We start from the raw sequence: 16,533 nt of genomic DNA, 5'->3' as shown, positions 1-16,533 counted from the left end.
AGTACCTAGTAAATGTGCTCAGTGGTTTTCAGCTGATTTCGGAGAGGACCTTGTCAATGATGGCGAGGCCTTCACGTGCCTCGTCTTCGGTAACAACACATGGTGGAACAACGTGGAGGCGGTTATCTGCCATGAAGGGCAGAAGCTTGTTCGCCATCAGAGCGGCCTTGAGCTTGCCCATCCAGGCGGCATCGACAGGTTCCTTCGTGTCACGATCAGTGACGAACTCAACAGCCCAGAACACTCCAGAACCACGTACATCACCAATAACCGAGTGCTTATCTTTCAGTGCGTTCAGGCCAGGGCCAAGAACAGTGGCACCAATGTGCTTCGAGTTCTCGACAACCTTCTCTTCTTCCATGGCTTCAATCGTGGCAACGATCGAAGCACACGCCAGAGGGTGACCTGAATAGGTCAGACCGCCGGGGAAGACCCGCTCATCAAACGCGTGAGCAATCTCCGAGTTGATAATCACACCACCGACAGGGATATAACCTGAGTTCACACCCTTAGCGAAGGTAATCAAGTCAGGAACAACATCGAATGCGTTGAATGCAAACCATTCACCTGTGCGACCAAAGCCAGCCATGACCTCATCCAAGATCAACACGATGCCGAACTTATCTGCCAGAGCACGAACACCCTTCAAGAACCCAGGAGGGGGAGTCAGGATGCCGGCAGTGCCAGGAACGGATTCAATCAAGAAGGCGGCAATGCTTGCAGGGCCTTCTGCTTGAATTGTGCGTTCCAGGAAGTGCAGAGCACGTTCTGATTCCTGCTCAGGGGTCGTTGCCCAGTATTCAGAGCGGTAGAGGTAAGGGCCGAAGACGTGCTTGTGACCTCGGGCATATTCGTTAGGAATACGACGCCAGTCACCAGTAGACACAATCGCTGCACCCGTGTTGCCGTGATAGCTGCGATAGAAGGAGATGACTTTGTCCTTGCCAGTGTGAAGACGAGCCATACGGATCGCGTTCTCATTCGCATCAGCACCACCGTTGGTGAAGAACACCTTCTCAAAACCTGCAGGAGCGTGAGAAAGAATCTTCTTCGCCGCCAGCGCACGAACATTGTTCGCGTGTGCAGGAGCCACCGTGGTGAGGACATCAGCTTGAGCCTTGATGGCCTCAATGACCTTGGGATGTTGGTGGCCAATGTTGACATTGACCAGCATGGAAGAGAAGTCGAGGTAGGTGTTGCCTTCGTAATCCCAGATACGAGAACCCTTACCGCCGGCAATCACGAACGGTGCGAGAGCGCCCTGCGCGGACCAAGAGTGGAAGACATTCGAGGTGTCTTCTTCGCGAACGAATGCGTTATCTGCGGGGTGCATGAGGGATGAATCGGACATCTATGTCTCCATCTGAATCGGTCGAACTCAACTAGCCTACGACCTGTTTCACACGAGCAAATGAACTTTCATCATCGCTCTGTATTTTCACAGCCACAGCCCTGTGTTCATGAGTGAGAATGGGAACGTGGAAAAGTCAGCGAGCTGGAAACCCGACGTATTAGGGGAGGGCTATCTTCAGGCGACTCTCGAGCTTGCCCCGGATTCAGAAGGCCCTGTCGTTGCCACCCTGGTCAAGGCACCAGCACCATCAGCACCGACTTTTTGGAACAAAATGTTCGGCCGTTCCTCGCAGGTGGCGGCGAACACAGATGTTCTCTATATCCACGGTTGGTCTGACTACTTCTTCCAAAAGAACCTGGCTGAATATTGGTGCTCACACGGAGCCCAGTTTTATGCACTGGATCTGCGCAAGTATGGTCGCAGTATTCGCCCTGGTCAGTCAGAAGGATTCATTGACAACCTGGCTGACTATGACGAAGACATCGAGGCTGCGCTCGAGGTGATGGGTCACGGCTCTAAGAAATCTGGAGCAAACGATCAGGCACTCGAAGGGCGCAAGCTTGTTGTGATGGGCCATTCCACTGGTGGTCTCATCTTCAGCCTGTGGGCTGATAGAAATCCTGGTCGAGCAGATGCGGTCGTGCTCAACAGTCCCTGGTTGGAGTATCAACTCACAGCCGCTGCCCGTGCACTTGTGGCACCAGTTCTTCGGGCAGGAACCAAGATTAATCCCAAGTCCAAGATGCCCAGCATTGACTTTGGTTTCTATTCACGAACCGTGGATAAGCACAAAGACGGTGAGTGGGAGTTCAACTACGACTGGCGACCAGAACACGGCTTTCCTGTTCGACCTGCATGGCTTAATGCCATCTTGACTGGCCATGCACAGGTTGCTGCTGGGCTTGATATTCAGGCACCTGTCTTCACCTGGCTCTCCACCAGGAGCTTGTTGGTTCCTAAATGGAGCCCGGATATGAAAAAGGCAGACATTGCTATTGATGTGAACATCGTGGCTGCACGAGTTCATCAACTGGGAAAACTAGTCACCCTTTCTCGAATTGATAACGCGATGCATGACGTGGTGCTCTCGGCACGTCCGGTCAGGGCTCACGCATTTGATGAACTCACTCGCTGGTTGAAGGCATACCTTTAGAACATGGACGCATTCTCTGACTCATCGTTGCTGGTCAAGACAACCGCTGGCATTGTTCGCGGTGCGAAGGATGGCAACACCCATCGCTGGCTAGGAGTTCCCTATGGCAAAGCTCCAGTGGGCGAGCTACGCTACCGCCGCTCTGTGCCCGTGGAGCCGTGGAGTGGAACCAAAGACGCGCTTGAGTTCGGCAACATTGCTCCTCAAGAACCCACCAAGCTGATCCCAATTCCCACCGGTGTTGAAATCGATGAGGACTGCCTGAACCTGAACATCTGGGCACCTGAACCCAAACCGGGGGATAAGCCTAAGCCCGTGATGTTCTGGATTCATGGCGGGGCGTATTTCATCGGCTTCTCTTCCCAAGCTGTTTATAACGGACGTTCCCTTGCCGAAAACGGTGACGTCATTATCGTCACCGTGAACTACCGTTTGGGTGCACTGGGGTGGTTGGACTTCAGCTCACTTGATCCTTCTTTTGAAAGCAACATGGGTCTGACAGATCTCGTCCTGGCATTGCAGTGGGTCAAGAACAACATTGCAGCTTTTGGCGGAGATCCAGACGATGTGACCATCTTTGGAGAATCCGCAGGTGGTGGATGCGTCACAACGTTGATGACCATGCCCGAGACCAAGGGTCTCTTCCACAAAGCCCTGGCAGAAAGCTCACCGGCAACAAGTGTCTATAAGCCCGGCCGTGCTGCGCTTGTGGCAGATGCCTATCTTGAGCTGATGGGTGTGAGTAAAGAAGACGCTCCCGCTTATTTGCGCGAGACAGATGCCAAGACCCTCGCTTCCTACACAACCAAGTTGCTCGATCACGTTTCCTTAACGTGGCCAGGCACTGTTGCATTTGCCCCGATAGTGGACGGAACGTTCGTTCCCCACTATCCGGTGCAAACTTTCCGCGATGGCGGACAGCACAAGGTTCCACTCATTCTTGGCACCAACAAGGACGAAGCCGCCTTGTTCAAGATGATGAAGTCACCTTTGATGCCGATCAGCGAATCAAGCATCCAAGAAATGTTTGATTTGATGTCGAAGGATCATCCGGACAAAAACTTCGATGAAGAACGCATCTTGGATGCTTATCCAGACTTCCCCAAGCAAAAAGGGGCAATGGAAATTTCCCGTGATGCCGGTTTCCGCATGCCCTCAATCTGGGTTGCTGAAGCCCACTCGAGGGTTGCACCCACGTGGATGTATCGCTTCGACCAGGCTCCACCCTTGATGAAGCTGCTGGGGATCGGCGCTAGCCACGCCACTGAGCTCCCCTACGTCTTTGGCACCTTGCCCGAGAAAATGAATAAGAAGGCTTTGCAGTTCAGACTTGGTGGCTTGAAGGAAGCATGGGTTATTTCCAAGCGCATCCAAGCACGCTGGACGAGCTTCGCGAGGACATCTAATCCTCAAACCATTGATTCAGAAACAGGGCAGGATCTTTCCTGGCCCCGCTATGACGAGAAGACCCGTGCCACGTTGATCATTAATGGCACAGACTCGATTGAGAACGATCCTGACGGCGATATTCGCCAGGCCTGGGGCGAACAGATTCTGGGCTTCAAGTAACTAGTCGAGTGGAAGCGGAGTCGGGGATTTCGTCATGCCGAAGGCAAAGGACGTTTCGATGGAGGCAATCCCGGGCAAGGTCCTGACGTCATCGCGAATGAACTCTTCAAATTCAGCGAGGTCTTTGACCATCACCTTGAGTAGATAGTCGGCACCTCCAGACATGAGGTAGGCCTCCACGATGCGAGGCACTTCACGAATCTGATTTTCCAAGGCTGTGACCACCTCGGCACTGTGCGAATTCATCGTGATGCGAACCAGCGCTGTCACTGACAAGCCAACAGCACTTGCATTGACCCGGGCAGCGTAGCCAGAGATCACTCCGGTTTCTTCTAAGTATCGAACGCGGCGTAAACAGGGTGAGGGGGAGAGGCCAACCCGGTCGGCCAATTCCTGGTTGCTCAGGCGCCCGTTGAGTTGGAGTTCCCACAAAATCTGCTTGTCTATGCTGTCCATTCATAAATATTGGCAGATTATTGCTCTTAACTCATATTTCTAGGCAATATTTGCAATCGTGTGCCGGGCATATTTCTCTAGCCTGAAAGCATGAAGAAGGTTCAGCCCACGGTTCTCTGGGGATACATCGCCATGGCGGCGACCATTGTGATTTGGGCAGGATTTGCCATCAACATGCGTGCAGTGTCAGGGAGCTCCTTGCTATCTGGAGATGTTGCCCTTCTCAGGTTTGCGGTTCCTGCGGTCCTCTTACTTCCTCGGTGGAGAGCAACTTGGCTGCGTGCACGAACTCAATCTGTACTTCCAACTCTGGCTATCGTTGCCGGGGCAGGACTTCCCTTCATGCTGCTTGTCAGCTGGGGCGCAGAACAGACCTCCGCAGCATTGGTGGGAACGGTTACCCCGGGTGTGGTGCCACTCTATGTGGCGTTGTATTCGGTGTTCATCCTGAGAAAGAAAATTGGCTGGGTGAGATCTGTCGGGGTTGCTCTCATCAGCGCAGGGGTCATGACAGCACTTATCCGCACAGGTGCTTCACTCTCCTGGGGAGTTGTTCCTCTGCTGGCCGGCGGATTGCTATGGGCTTGCTACACCATCGCTCTCGCGTCGGTCAGTTACAAGCCAATTGAGATCGCAGTGTTACTGAGCGTTCCCTCATCTGTATTTGCTCTGATTGCAGTTGCAGTCGGACTCTTGCCCAGCGAGATTGTTGCAGGTCATGCAGCTGTCAAAGATGTGCTGCTGTTTGCTCTCATGCAGGGCGTAATTGTAGGAATCATTTCCACCGTGCTCTACAGCTTTGCCACAAAAAAGATTGGCAGCCTGAAGGCATCAGGTTTTGGCGCACTGAGCCCAGTGCTATCCACCTTGGCTGCAATTCCACTGCTGGGAGAGGTTCCCTCTGTCACAACATTGTTGTGCTTAGGCTTTGTAACCTCTGGTGTTCTGGTGGCAAACGTTGTCAGCAATGTGTTGCCGACCCAAAGCAGGCTTAGCGGAAGTTCACAAACTGCAAAGCAACGGGCAGGTCTGCGTTCTTCAACAGGGCCATGGTTGCCTGTAAGTCATCACGGCTCTTAGAAGAAACGCGAACTTCATCACCCTGAATCTGTGACTTGACCGACTTGGGTCCCTCATCGCGGATGAGCTTGGTGACCTTCTTGGCATTGTCCTGATCGATGCCTTCTTTCATCTTGGCTTCGATGCGGAATTCCTTACCTGATGCAAAAGGCTCTCCCGCATCGAGGCTGCGCAGGGAAATGCCTCGCTTGATCAGCTTCTGCTCGAAGACTTCGAGGACCGCCTTGACGCGCTCCTCCGAGTTCGCCTTCATGAGGATCTTTTCGCCACTCCATTCGATGGAGGCGCCGACGTTCTTGAAGTCGTAACGCTGCTCTACCTCTTTGATTGCCTGGTTGAGTGCGTTATCGGTTTCCATTTTGTCGACCTTGCTTACTACGTCAAATGATGAATCAGCCATGAGTCCATGCTATCTAAGCCCGTCCTCGGCGGATTGTCAGCCGGGACTTAGAGAATGGAAGGAGATGGCATCTAAGAAAGTTCGACGTAACCGCACACTGATGGTGATTGCGGTGCTTGGTGTTGCTACCTGGGGTTTTATTGCCTGCAGTAATCAGAGCTCACCAATTGCCGGGGGACCTTTTGCTCCAGCCTTAGCTTCCCCACCACATGTTGCCGATCTCACTCTTGATCAATTAGCCCACAGTCCTATCGCGGAACTGCCCGATCCTGCCTGGGTGAAAACGACTTCGCAACAAACCGGTATTCCTGAGCGGGCACTCACCGCCTATGCCGGGGTCGCAATTGGTTTGTCGGTGGTCGATCCCGAGTGTCACCTCTCCTGGAACACCTTGGCGGGTATTGGTTGGGTGGAGTCTCACCACGGCACAATCTTCGGCGGCAAGATCCTCCCCGATGGCAACATGTCAGAACCTATCTTCGGCATTCCTCTAGATGGCAAGAATGACACCAAAGCATTGCCTGACTTCGATGACGGCAACTTTGATGGCACCGCAGAGTTTGACCGTGCTGTGGGACCCATGCAGATAGTTCCGCCAACCTGGGCTGCGTGGCACAGTGACGGAAACAATGACGGAAACGAAGACGGACAGAACATCGACGACTCTGTTCTCGCCGCTGGCCGCTACCTCTGTTACTCAGGCAAAGACCTTGCAACTCCACAGGGCTGGCAGGACGCTATCTATGCCTACAACCAGGTTCCGAAGTATATGCAGGACGTTGCAAACAAGGCCAACGAGTATGCGAGCAAGGTTCCAGTAACACACTAAACCTGAGACGATTTTCAACTATCGCCTTGCCCCGGTATTGTTGAGGGGCACTTAGTCATGAGAAATCATGATGACCTGCAACGGCAAGTTACCCTAGCGGCCAAAGGGATCTGACTGTAAATCAGACGGCTCAGCCTTCGGGGGTTCGAATCCCTCACTTGCCACAAACTGTAAGCCCCTCTTCGGAGGGGCTTATTTGTTTGGCAATAGCTCTGTTAGCGGGCTCTTCAGGCCGAAATTGGTTGACTCGAACGACGTCGCGCAACTTTATACTGGGTGAATGTTGTTGCGGACTTCTGTTGCATTCTCTGCCCTGAGCGCGACGATATTGCTCTTACTGTCACTCGGCGGCGCTGCAGAGGTCTCTCACGCCGCGAACCCTGCGTGCGCGCCGACGCAAAACGTCTTTGGAAGCTATGAATCTCAAACTTTTACAACGGCCGGGATGTGTGACTGGGTTGTGCCGCCATTGGCGGGAACTGTAGATGCTCTGATCGTCGCTGGCGGTGGCGGTGGCGGCGGTGGCGCATTCGCTGGTGGTGGCGGTGCTGGTGGTTTTGTTGAGAAAACAGGAATTACTCTGACCCCTGGTTCTGTTGTCACAATAACTGTTGGTGCGGGCGGCGCCGGAGGCGCTGCATCCATCTCTGGAAGCTCGGCAGCCGATGGACTTAACGGTTCTGATTCCTCATTCAGCACTTATGTTGCATCCGGCGGAGGTGGAGGCGCGGGGTACTACACCTTCGGGGTAACTCCACGCACCCCTGCAAATGGTTCAGCTGGTGGTTCGGGTGGTGGTGGCTCCGAAGGAAGCACTGCTTCAAGCTCAACCACCCAAGCTAACTATGCAGGTGCGGGTTTTGGTAACACAGGTGGATTTTCTTCAGGGCTTAGCGACAAAACTGGCGGCGGCGGCGGTGGCGCCGGTGGCCCCGGAACAAATGGGTCTTCCGTGTTTGGACTGGGCGGAATAGGTAAAATCTCTACGTATATTTCTGGAATACCTCTCGTTTTCGCGACCGGTGGTGACGGTGGCGATGGGTCCGGCACAGCCGCTGCTTCTGCGAGTGCAAACACCGGCAACGGTGGCAAGGGAGCAAGTTTCACAAACACGGCTCTCCCCGGCGGCGATGGGGGATCGGGAATCGTAGTTTTGCGCTGGTCCACAGCAGTTCAAACCCCCACACCTACACCCACCCCCTCTGTGATTTCCACTCCTGCTTCTGAGCAGTTGACTCACACGGGTGCTCGTGGGAATTCTGAATTATTCCTCGGGGGCTCGATGCTTCTTACAGGCGTGTTAGTTACAGCAGGAATTCAGATTATTCGTCGCAAACGAGCCCCACAGGGCTAATTGCTATCTGGGAGTTAACTGCAGGAACGAGGGAAGTTCAATCTTCCGATTGCACGCTCGTGACGCGCTCTGTGCAGAGGAACGAGCTCGGTCATCGTTCTCAACCTCGATGATCCAGAAACCGGAATAGTTTTCTGAAATGTCGTAGAGGGAGCCAGACGTTTCCTTGGTGTGACCACCTCGATTGTCGAAAATGGCCGCCTGTTCTCCCGACTTGATGCCTTCTGCCATCACAAAATGGCCCTGATCTTTGAGCTCGTTATTGAACTTCCCGATTTCACTCATCTCATCAGAGCCAGCAACGGCAGAACTGTCATCAATCACAAACATGATGTAACGCATTTTTGGTCTAGTTACAGAGGAGGCTCACGAAGAGAAATATATTCTTGAAAAAAAGTAGCTCGATATCAAGATACTTTTGGATACACTTGTCACGAGCTAACTACGCCCAATTTCCAACGAAGAATGGCACGCACGTGAACGATTCGAGCATCATCTACACCCACACTGACGAAGCGCCTGCACTGGCAACCGCATCGTTCCTGCCCATCGTCAAGGCATACGCCAACGCAGCACACGTGAACATCGAGACCCGCGATATCTCTCTCGCCGGCCGTATTCTCGCTGTCTTCCCAGACCGCCTCTCTGCTGACCAGCAGGTTGGCGATGCTCTCAAAGAACTAGGCGAGTTGGCTAAGACCCCTGAAGCCAACATCATCAAGCTTCCCAACATCTCTGCATCTATTCCTCAGCTCAAGGCAGCAATTGCCGAACTACAGTCACAGGGCTTCAACGTTCCTGACTACCCAGACGAGCTTGTCACAGACGAAGACAAGGATGTTCGTGCTCGTTACGACAAGATCAAGGGCTCTGCTGTTAACCCTGTCTTGCGTGAAGGAAACTCTGACCGCCGCGCACCGCTCTCGGTCAAGGCATATGCCCGCAAGCACCCTCACGTAAACAAGCCTTTTGCTGCTGGTTCCAAGACTCGTGTTGCGACGATGGGTCACGATGACTTCTTCTCTAACGAAAAGTCAGTAGTGCTTCCTGCCGATGACACCCTCACTATTCGTCACATCGCTGCAGATGGTTCCGAGACTGTTCTGAAGTCCGGACTCAAGGTTCTGCAAAGTGAAATCGTGGATGCCACCTTCATGTCGGCATCTGCTCTTGATGCATTCTTGGCTGAAACTCTGGAGCAGGCCAAGAAGGACGACGTTCTATATTCGGTTCACCTCAAGGCAACCATGATGAAGGTCAGTGATCCCATCATGTTCGGTCACGTTGTGAAGGCGTTCTTTGCTGATGTTTTTGACAAGCACGGCGCTGCCATCGAAGCAGCGGGTCTGACTCCTAACGATGGTCTGGGTTCGATCCTCGCTGGTTTGAGCGATGTAGTCGGTGGTGACCAGATTGCTGCTGACTTCAACGCAGCACTAGCAGAAGGTCCTCGCCTGAGCTACACCAACAGCGACAAGGGAATCACCAACCTGCACGTTCCATCAGACGTGATCGTGGATGCTTCCATGCCAGCTCTGGTTCGCAACGGTGGAAAGCTCTGGGGCGTTGATGGCGGCGAAGACGACACACTCGCTGTCATCCCTGACTCCTCCTACGCTGGTGTCTACCAGGCAACCATCGAAGATGTGATTGCCAACGGTCCACTTGACCCCGCAACTATCGGAACTGTTCCCAACGTTGGCCTGATGGCTCAGGCAGCCGAGGAATACGGCAGCCACGACAAGACCTTCGAGATTGCATCTGCTGGTCGCGTTGAAGTTGTCAACGCTGCTGGCGAGGTACTCATCTCTCACAACGTGGGCAAGGGTGACATCTGGCGTGCAACTCAGACTAAGGATGTCCCTGTTCGTGACTGGGTCAAACTAGCAGTGACTCGCGCACGCGCCAGCAACACCCCTGCCATCTTCTGGTTGGACGAGAAGCGTGCACACGACGCTCAGGTGATCAAGAAGGTCAAGACCTACCTCGCTGACTACGACACCACTGGTCTGACCATTGAGATCATGGCTCCTGCAGAGGCAACCAAGTACTCTCTGGCTCGTATCCGTAAGGGGGAAGACACTATCTCCGTCACCGGTAACGTGCTTCGTGACTACAACACTGACCTGTTCCCCATCCTCGAGGTGGGAACCAGCGCCAAGATGCTCTCCATCGTTCCACTGCTCAACGGCGGTGGCTTGTTTGAGACCGGTGCTGGTGGTTCTGCACCTAAGCACGTTCAGCAGTTGTTGGAAGAAAACTTCCTGCGCTGGGATTCACTCGGTGAATTCTTTGCACTGGCAGCATCATTCGAGCACTTTGCACAGACCACTGGTAACGCCCAGGCGCAGGTCCTGGCAGATACCCTCGACCGCGCAACCGGAACCTTCCTTGAAGAAGACCGTTCTCCTGCGCGCAAGGTTGGCGGTATCGACAACCGTGGAAGCCACTTCTACCTCGGCCTTTACTGGGCTCAGGAATTGGCCAAGCAGACGGACGATGCGGCTCTTGCAGCCACCTTTGCTCCTGTTGCAGAAGCACTTTCTGCTGGCGAAGAAACTATCGTTTCCGAGCTCATTGCCGTTCAGGGCAAGCCAGCCAACATTGGTGGCTACTACCGCCCCAACGTTGAACTGGTCAACGCAGTAATGCGTCCGTCGGCAACGCTCAACAAGGTCATAGATTCACTCTAAATATGTGAGCTAATCCGATGATTGGTGCATTCAGCGGATTCGCAGTTGTGGGCTTCGCCATCCTCTGCGGATACGTCGTTGCGCGAATAGGAATCCTTCCGGAGAATTCCAGAACGGTTCTAAGTAAAGTCGCGTTTTACGTGTGCTCGCCTTTGCTGTTGTTCACCATTTTGGGTTCAGCAGATGTGAAGACGCTCTTTACAGATCTGCTCCCGGTGTCGGTCATCGCCTCAGCGACAGTGTTTGTGATCTTCATTACGTTTGCCTTGTTAGCCAAGAAGAGTTTTGGTGACGCCATCATTGGCGCACTGGGGTCGGGATATGTCAACGCGAACAACATTGGTATTCCAATCGCAACTTTCATGCTCGGCGGTGCTGTGTATTCAGCGCCGGTGATCTTGTTGCAGTTGATCTTCTGGGCGCCTATTTCTCTCATGTTCTTGGGTGCGTGGAAATCGGGGAACGCGAAGATTCACCAAACGCTCATTCGCACGCTCAAGAACCCCATCATCGTGGGTTCTTTGCTGGGGTTGCTCATCGCCATTTTTAACCTCAAACTTCCTCAGCTGGTCTGGGATGCAACCGGAATGGTTGGTCATGCCGCAGTTCCACTGTTGCTGATTGCCTTCGGAATTTCCTTGCACGGGAACAAGCTGCTGCAGGATAAGGAAGATCGAGTCAGCATCTTCACTGCAAGCTTTCTCAAGCTTGTTGCGATGCCGATCATTGCCTGGACTGCCGCGGTGTTCATCTTCCAGCTCGATGCTCACGCGGTCTATGCGGTAACTGTTTTGGCAGCGCTGCCTACGGCACAGAATGTTCTGAACTACGCAAATGAATATGGCACGAGCCAACTCTTGGCGCGTGATGTGACATTCATTACGACGTTTGGCGCAATTCCCATTCTCTTTGTCATTACGTTGCTCTTGGCGGCATAAGCGAGCGAAGTCTCTGGCAGGATTGCAACATGTCACACAACGCATTTTTAGCCAACGCATCTGTCTCTGAAGAGGTCTGGAATCTCCACCCTGATTACGTAGCGATGCTTGTTGTTGTGGAGGGAATTCAGGGTGGACCCAGCGATGAACGCAGTGAAGCTCTGCTGCTCGAAGCTGAAGCTTCCGCAGCAGAGCTTCTGGCTGCGATGCCCATCGAAGAAGTACCTGAGGTTCAGGCCTGGCGGGAGAAGTTCCTCTCCTTCGGCGTGAAGCCTCGTGTGGCGAAGAGCAGCTTTGAGGCATTACTGAAGAGGTGTGCATCAGGGATGCCCCGAGTTGATTTATTGACCGATACCTATAACGCCATCTCGGTGATTAACCTTGTCCCTATTGGCGGCGAAGATCTTGAAAGTTACGTCGGTGCAGCACGTCTAGTTGTTGCAGATGGTTCAGAAAACTTTGATACCCGCGAAAACGGGGAGACAGTCAATGCTTCGCCAGAGCCTGGCGAGATTGTGTGGCGAGACGACGCTGGTGTGACATGCCGTCGCTGGAACTGGCGTCAGTGCGTGCGCACACACCTGAACGAGGACACCACCACCGCACTGTTCATCTTTGATGGAGTAGGCGACGGTGCCAAGGAACGAGTCGAGGCAGCAGCAGCCCAATTATCCGAGATGTTGAAGTCGTGGTGGCCAGAATTGGATATTCATTCACGGGTGCTGACAAACATCAATTAGCTGATGCTTGTAGCCTGAACTCATGGCTGTTTCTCCTTCCGAACTTTTGGATATTGCCCGCACCATTGCCCTGGAGGCCGGTGAACTGATTGCCCGTCGCCGGAATGAAGGCGTGACAATTGCAGACACGAAGTCCTCCTCTATCGATGTGGTGACTTTTGCTGACCGCGAGTGTGAAGAGTTTGTGAAGGCGCGACTGCTAGAACTTCGCCCAGAGGATGGCTTCTATGGCGAAGAGGGTGGCGACTCCACTGGCACCTCAGGCTTGACCTGGATTGTGGATCCCATTGATGGCACCGTGAACTACCTCTATGGCATCCCACAGTTTGCAGTGAGTATTGCTGTGGTTGAAGGAAGTCCAGACCCAGGAACGTGGACACAGCTTGCGGGCGTGGTGTTCAACCCACTCAAGGGGGAACTCTTTTCTGCCTCACTCGGCGGTGGCGCCTACCTCACCTCTGAAGGGGTTACAGAGAAACTTGGCGTGAACCAGGAGTCCCTGCTTGCGCATTCTCTCGTTGCAACGGGTTTTGCCTACAGCTCTGAACTTCGAGCAATTCAGGCTGAAACCCTCACCCGTATTCTTCCTGCAGTTCGTGACATTCGCCGGGCAGGGGCAGCCTCTCTTGATCTGTGTGATGTAGCGATGGGTCGCCTAGATGCTTACTACGAACGTGACACCAAGCCGTGGGATTACGCAGCAGGAAGTCTTGTCTTGAGAGAAGCGGGCGGAATCGTGGGAGGTTTGGCCGGTGCTCCAGAGGGCCGAGACATGCTGTTGGCAGCAAATACCCACCTTTTCCCACAAATTGAAAAACTCCTGTTGAGCTAGGGTAATTCACCCACTTTTCACCTTTTCTAAGTGGTCTTTCTCAGGCTTCATCTGTAGCGTTAACCATTCCGTTATATTTCACTCCGCTGGGCGCTGCCCCGGAACATGAAAAGGTAAGGACAAGCTTTAGGTGACATACGACCCCGCTGAACCCTCTGCTGGTAACCAGCAGAGTGCTTCCGGGGACCCTGCACGCCCACTAACTCGTCGTGAACTCCGAGCGCGTGAAGCTCAGCTTTCCGAAGATCGCATGGCGGAAGAGCTTGAGCGCCAGATGCTGGGATTACGACCTGCCCCCATCCAAGAAGTCCCAGTTGAGTCCGTTCCATCACCACAAGTGAATCCAGTGGTTGAGGCAGAACCAGTCATTGAGGCCTTGCCTGAAACTCCAGTATTGCTGCGCAGAGATCGCAGCAATCGACCTCCTTTGGCGCAGACTACTGATAATCAAGCTCCTGACGTCACTCCTAGCGAAGCAGTACTGCCTCGCGAAGAAGTGAGTGCGGTTGAATCTCCCGTTACTGGTCCTGTGCTTACTGAACCACCCACCACGACTGCTCCGATTCCAGCTCGCATCACTCTTGCTCCGCAACCTATTGTTGCCCAGCAGTTAGCACCTGTTGCCAAGGTGCGCGTCAAGCACAAGCGCAAGGTGACACAGCCCAAGGTTGTGACACCCATCTCCCGCAAACGTCGGGGAGCTCAAATCTTTAGTTTGGTAGCCATGGCATTCGTTGCCGGTTTGGCTATTGCCACCAGCATCCCTGCTAACGCTCTATTGTCACCTGAAGACATCGCACTTCAATCAGAGCAAGCGCGTCTGAGCACTTTGCCAATTGGTGACGGACAAAGCGTGGAAGGTACGGGAGCAGAAGTTCTTGCAGGCCGTGATGGTGTGAGCGTAACGGGAGCGCAGGCCGCCCCCACCGCGGGAGCATATGCGCCCAAGAAGCTCAACGTCAACGTTCCAGTTTCAACGAACGGTATGCGCTGGCCAGTCGATGAGGTTCGAATTTCTTCACCGTATGGCGACAGAAATCTTTATGGTTGGTATAACTTCCACACCGGTCTGGACTTCGACCCAGCCTATGGAACACCGATCTATGCCGTTGCCGATGGCATCGTCTCGCTGGTGGAAAACCCAGGACCTACCTGTGGTGTTGCAGTCTTTATTGAACACAACCTCGACGGCACCAAGTTCACCAGCGTTTACTGCCACATGGTCATTGGGTCTCCCACGGTTACCGCAGGACAGACCGTGAAAAAAGGTGATTTCGTTGGAAACATCGGTTTGACCGGTGTGACCACAGGACCGCACCTCCACCTCGAGATTCGCATCAACGATGCTCCAGTGGACCCCTATGCGTTTATCGTGCAGCGGGCAGGTAAGGCACCAAACGAGGTCCGGGACTAAACCATCCAGACGGCAGCTGCAGGAGCAAGAACTCCGGACGAGCTGTCTGCACTATCGAGAATGATTTCGCCCTCAGGCAGTATGAAGTTCTCGGTGCTGTAGTTGATGAACACAGTCACCTCCCCATTCCGGAAACCTAGAACGTTTTGAGGGGTTCCCTCAATCCACTCCAGTTCACCCTCGCCCAGCGCCCGATTCTTTCGAATCGCCAGCGCTGAGGTGTATAGCTCGAGGGTAGAGCCAGGCTTACCTTCCTGAAGATCGCGAGCATATTCGCGGTAAACAGAAGGCTGGGGTAACCATGGTTCCTCTGAGGGGCCGAAACCATAGTTGACCGCATCTGCTTCCCACGGGATGGGCACCCGGCATCCATCGCGGCCATAAGACTGGCCTGCGGTGCGGAAGAAGGTGGGGTCTTGACGCTTATCGTCAGGAATGTCCACTGCTTCAGGAAGACCCAGCTCTTCTCCCTGATACATATACGCAACACCAGGAAGGGCAAGCATCATCACAGAAGCAGCACGGCCACGGGCAAGACCAAGAGCAACATCTGGCTTTGGTTGAGTCAGAGGACCAATACCGGTGATGCGGTCAGCAGTCTTGGCATTGGGGTCCAGAGCCAAACGTGTTGCATGGCGAATCTGGTCGTGGTTAGAAAGCACCCATGTGCTGGGTGCGCCCACGGCATGGAAAGCAGAGATGGAGTCCTTAATCACTTGGCGCATCTGCTCGCCATTCCAGCGAGTGACAAGGAAGGGAAAGTTGAATGCTTGCTGCATTTCATCGGGGCGAACCCACTTCGCCATCTTGGTCAGTGGCTCAACAAAAGCCTCCGCACACAAAATGCGCTCGCCGGGGTATTCCTCAAGAAGCTTGTGCCATTCGCGGTAAATCTCGTGCACGCCGTCGTGACCGAAGTAGGGGTTGTCTGGACGGATCTCGGCAGGAGTATTCCAATAGGCCTCATCACGACGGAAGTCGGGCAGACCAGGAGCTTTCGATAACCCGTGTGCCACGTCAACGCGGAACCCATCAACCCCACGGTCTAACCAGAAGCGAAGAATCTCGAGGAATCGTTCACGAACCCAGGGGTTGGTCCAGTCGAAGTCAGGTTGGCTTGAATCAAACAGGTGCAAATACCACTGGCCTGGTGTGCCATCTGGGTTGGTGGTGCGGGTCCAGGCAGGACCACCAAAGACAGACTCCCAGTTATTCGGTGGCAGCTCGCCGTTCTCTCCTGCGCCTTCACGGAACATGAAGCGGGCTCGCTCTTCGCTGCCCTCACCGGCAGCTAGGGCTTCTAAGAACCAGGGGTGTTCTGATGAGCAGTGATTGGGAACAAGGTCAACAATGACCTTGAGTCCAAGGTCGTGCGCAGTTGACTCGAGTGCATCAAAGTCTGCGAGTGTGCCAAAGAGTGGATCCACATCGCAGTAGTTAGCCACGTCGTAACCAGCATCTTTCTGGGGGCTGGTCATGAAGGGGGAGAGCCAAATGGCATCCACGCCAAGCTTTTTGAGCTGTGGAAGTCGAGATGTGATGCCTGCCAAGTCACCGATTCCATCCCCATTCGCGTCAGCGAAAGACCGGGGATAAATCTGGTAAATAACGGAAGAACGCCACCACTCATTTTTCGACATGGAGCAAGTTTAGACAGGTAAGAAACCCTCGTGAAGAGGTTCGCGGGATGTCCAAAATCCGTCTGTGTTTTTAGCATGCCC

Annotated in this window: 15 protein-coding genes and 1 tRNA gene; 11 read left to right on the top strand and 5 right to left on the bottom strand. The window is 53.8% G+C overall.

Annotated features, from left to right (window positions below; translation table 11 throughout):
- Positions 1-28: 28 nt before the first annotated feature.
- Positions 29-1,351, bottom strand: a complete 1,323-nt coding sequence (locus M2120_RS05175) for an aspartate aminotransferase family protein (RefSeq protein WP_280797651.1) — start codon at positions 1,349-1,351, stop codon at positions 29-31.
- A 109-nt stretch (positions 1,352-1,460) separates the two neighbouring features.
- Between M2120_RS05175 and M2120_RS05170 the strand changes: the two genes are divergently transcribed.
- Together M2120_RS05170 and M2120_RS05165 are read left to right on the top strand one after the other, a co-directional pair.
- Entirely contained in the window at positions 1,461-2,507 is a 1,047-nt protein-coding gene (locus M2120_RS05170) for an alpha/beta hydrolase (protein ID WP_280797650.1), read from the top strand.
- 3 nt (positions 2,508-2,510) lie between these two features.
- Positions 2,511-4,076, top strand: a complete 1,566-nt coding sequence (locus tag M2120_RS05165; protein WP_280797649.1) for a carboxylesterase/lipase family protein — start codon at positions 2,511-2,513, stop codon at positions 4,074-4,076.
- On the opposite strand, the gene M2120_RS05160 is transcribed toward M2120_RS05165, so the two are convergent.
- Positions 4,077-4,532, bottom strand: a complete 456-nt coding sequence (locus tag M2120_RS05160) for an Lrp/AsnC family transcriptional regulator (protein ID WP_280797648.1) — start codon at positions 4,530-4,532, stop codon at positions 4,077-4,079. It lies immediately after the preceding gene.
- A gap of 90 nt (positions 4,533-4,622) precedes the next feature.
- Between M2120_RS05160 and M2120_RS05155 the strand changes: the two genes are divergently transcribed.
- Positions 4,623-5,612: a DMT family transporter gene (locus tag M2120_RS05155; RefSeq protein WP_280797647.1), complete on the top strand. Its 990-nt coding sequence runs from the start codon at positions 4,623-4,625 to the stop codon at positions 5,610-5,612.
- Here the strand turns inward: M2120_RS05155 and M2120_RS05150 are convergent.
- Positions 5,524-6,012 carry a YajQ family cyclic di-GMP-binding protein gene (locus tag M2120_RS05150; RefSeq protein ID WP_280797646.1) on the bottom strand — a complete coding sequence of 163 codons (489 nt, stop codon included), beginning with the start codon at positions 6,010-6,012 and terminating at the stop codon, positions 5,524-5,526. The two genes, M2120_RS05155 and M2120_RS05150, sit on opposite strands and share 89 nt — an antisense overlap.
- A gap of 64 nt (positions 6,013-6,076) precedes the next feature.
- Here M2120_RS05150 and M2120_RS05145 point away from each other — a divergent pair, with 64 nt between their 5' ends.
- The 3 genes from M2120_RS05145 to M2120_RS05135 all read left to right on the top strand — a co-directional run bounded on the left by M2120_RS05145 (position 6,077) and on the right by M2120_RS05135 (position 8,195).
- Positions 6,077-6,841, top strand: coding sequence for a hypothetical protein (locus M2120_RS05145; RefSeq protein WP_280797645.1), 765 nt, complete (start codon positions 6,077-6,079; stop codon positions 6,839-6,841).
- A gap of 82 nt (positions 6,842-6,923) precedes the next feature.
- Positions 6,924-7,005, top strand: a tRNA-Tyr gene (locus M2120_RS05140).
- A gap of 116 nt (positions 7,006-7,121) precedes the next feature.
- Positions 7,122-8,195 carry a glycine-rich domain-containing protein gene (locus M2120_RS05135; RefSeq protein ID WP_280797644.1) on the top strand — a complete coding sequence of 358 codons (1,074 nt, stop codon included), beginning with the start codon at positions 7,122-7,124 and terminating at the stop codon, positions 8,193-8,195.
- 3 nt (positions 8,196-8,198) lie between these two features.
- On the opposite strand, the gene M2120_RS05130 is transcribed toward M2120_RS05135, so the two are convergent.
- Positions 8,199-8,525: a YciI family protein gene (locus tag M2120_RS05130; protein WP_280797643.1), complete on the bottom strand. Its 327-nt coding sequence runs from the start codon at positions 8,523-8,525 to the stop codon at positions 8,199-8,201.
- Positions 8,526-8,671: 146 nt separating this feature from the next.
- Between M2120_RS05130 and M2120_RS05125 the strand changes: the two genes are divergently transcribed.
- The 5 genes from M2120_RS05125 (at position 8,672) to M2120_RS05105 (ending at position 14,812) form a co-directional block, all read left to right on the top strand.
- Positions 8,672-10,888 (top strand): NADP-dependent isocitrate dehydrogenase, encoded by a 2,217-nt coding sequence (locus M2120_RS05125; protein WP_280797642.1) that lies wholly within the window; start codon positions 8,672-8,674, stop codon positions 10,886-10,888.
- Between the two features lie 17 nt (positions 10,889-10,905).
- Positions 10,906-11,826, top strand: coding sequence for an AEC family transporter (locus M2120_RS05120; protein ID WP_280797641.1), 921 nt, complete (start codon positions 10,906-10,908; stop codon positions 11,824-11,826).
- 29 nt (positions 11,827-11,855) lie between these two features.
- Entirely contained in the window at positions 11,856-12,566 is a 711-nt protein-coding gene (locus M2120_RS05115; RefSeq protein WP_280797640.1) for a B3/B4 domain-containing protein, read from the top strand.
- Positions 12,567-12,588: 22 nt separating this feature from the next.
- Positions 12,589-13,398, top strand: coding sequence for an inositol monophosphatase family protein (locus M2120_RS05110; protein WP_280797639.1), 810 nt, complete (start codon positions 12,589-12,591; stop codon positions 13,396-13,398).
- Between the two features lie 130 nt (positions 13,399-13,528).
- Positions 13,529-14,812 carry a M23 family metallopeptidase gene (locus M2120_RS05105; RefSeq protein ID WP_280797638.1) on the top strand — a complete coding sequence of 428 codons (1,284 nt, stop codon included), beginning with the start codon at positions 13,529-13,531 and terminating at the stop codon, positions 14,810-14,812.
- Here the strand turns inward: M2120_RS05105 and M2120_RS05100 are convergent.
- A complete protein-coding gene (locus tag M2120_RS05100; protein ID WP_280797637.1) occupies positions 14,809-16,452 on the bottom strand; it encodes a glycoside hydrolase family 13 protein in 1,644 nt (547 codons plus the stop codon). The two genes, M2120_RS05105 and M2120_RS05100, sit on opposite strands and share 4 nt — an antisense overlap.
- Between the last annotated feature and the right edge of the window lie 81 nt (positions 16,453-16,533).

Source organism: Aurantimicrobium minutum, assembly GCF_029893825.1.
Classification (GTDB): domain Bacteria; phylum Actinomycetota; class Actinomycetes; order Actinomycetales; family Microbacteriaceae; genus Aurantimicrobium; species Aurantimicrobium minutum_C.
Note: the sequence above shows the minus strand (reverse complement) of the source record. Positions and strands in the feature narration are given on the sequence as shown.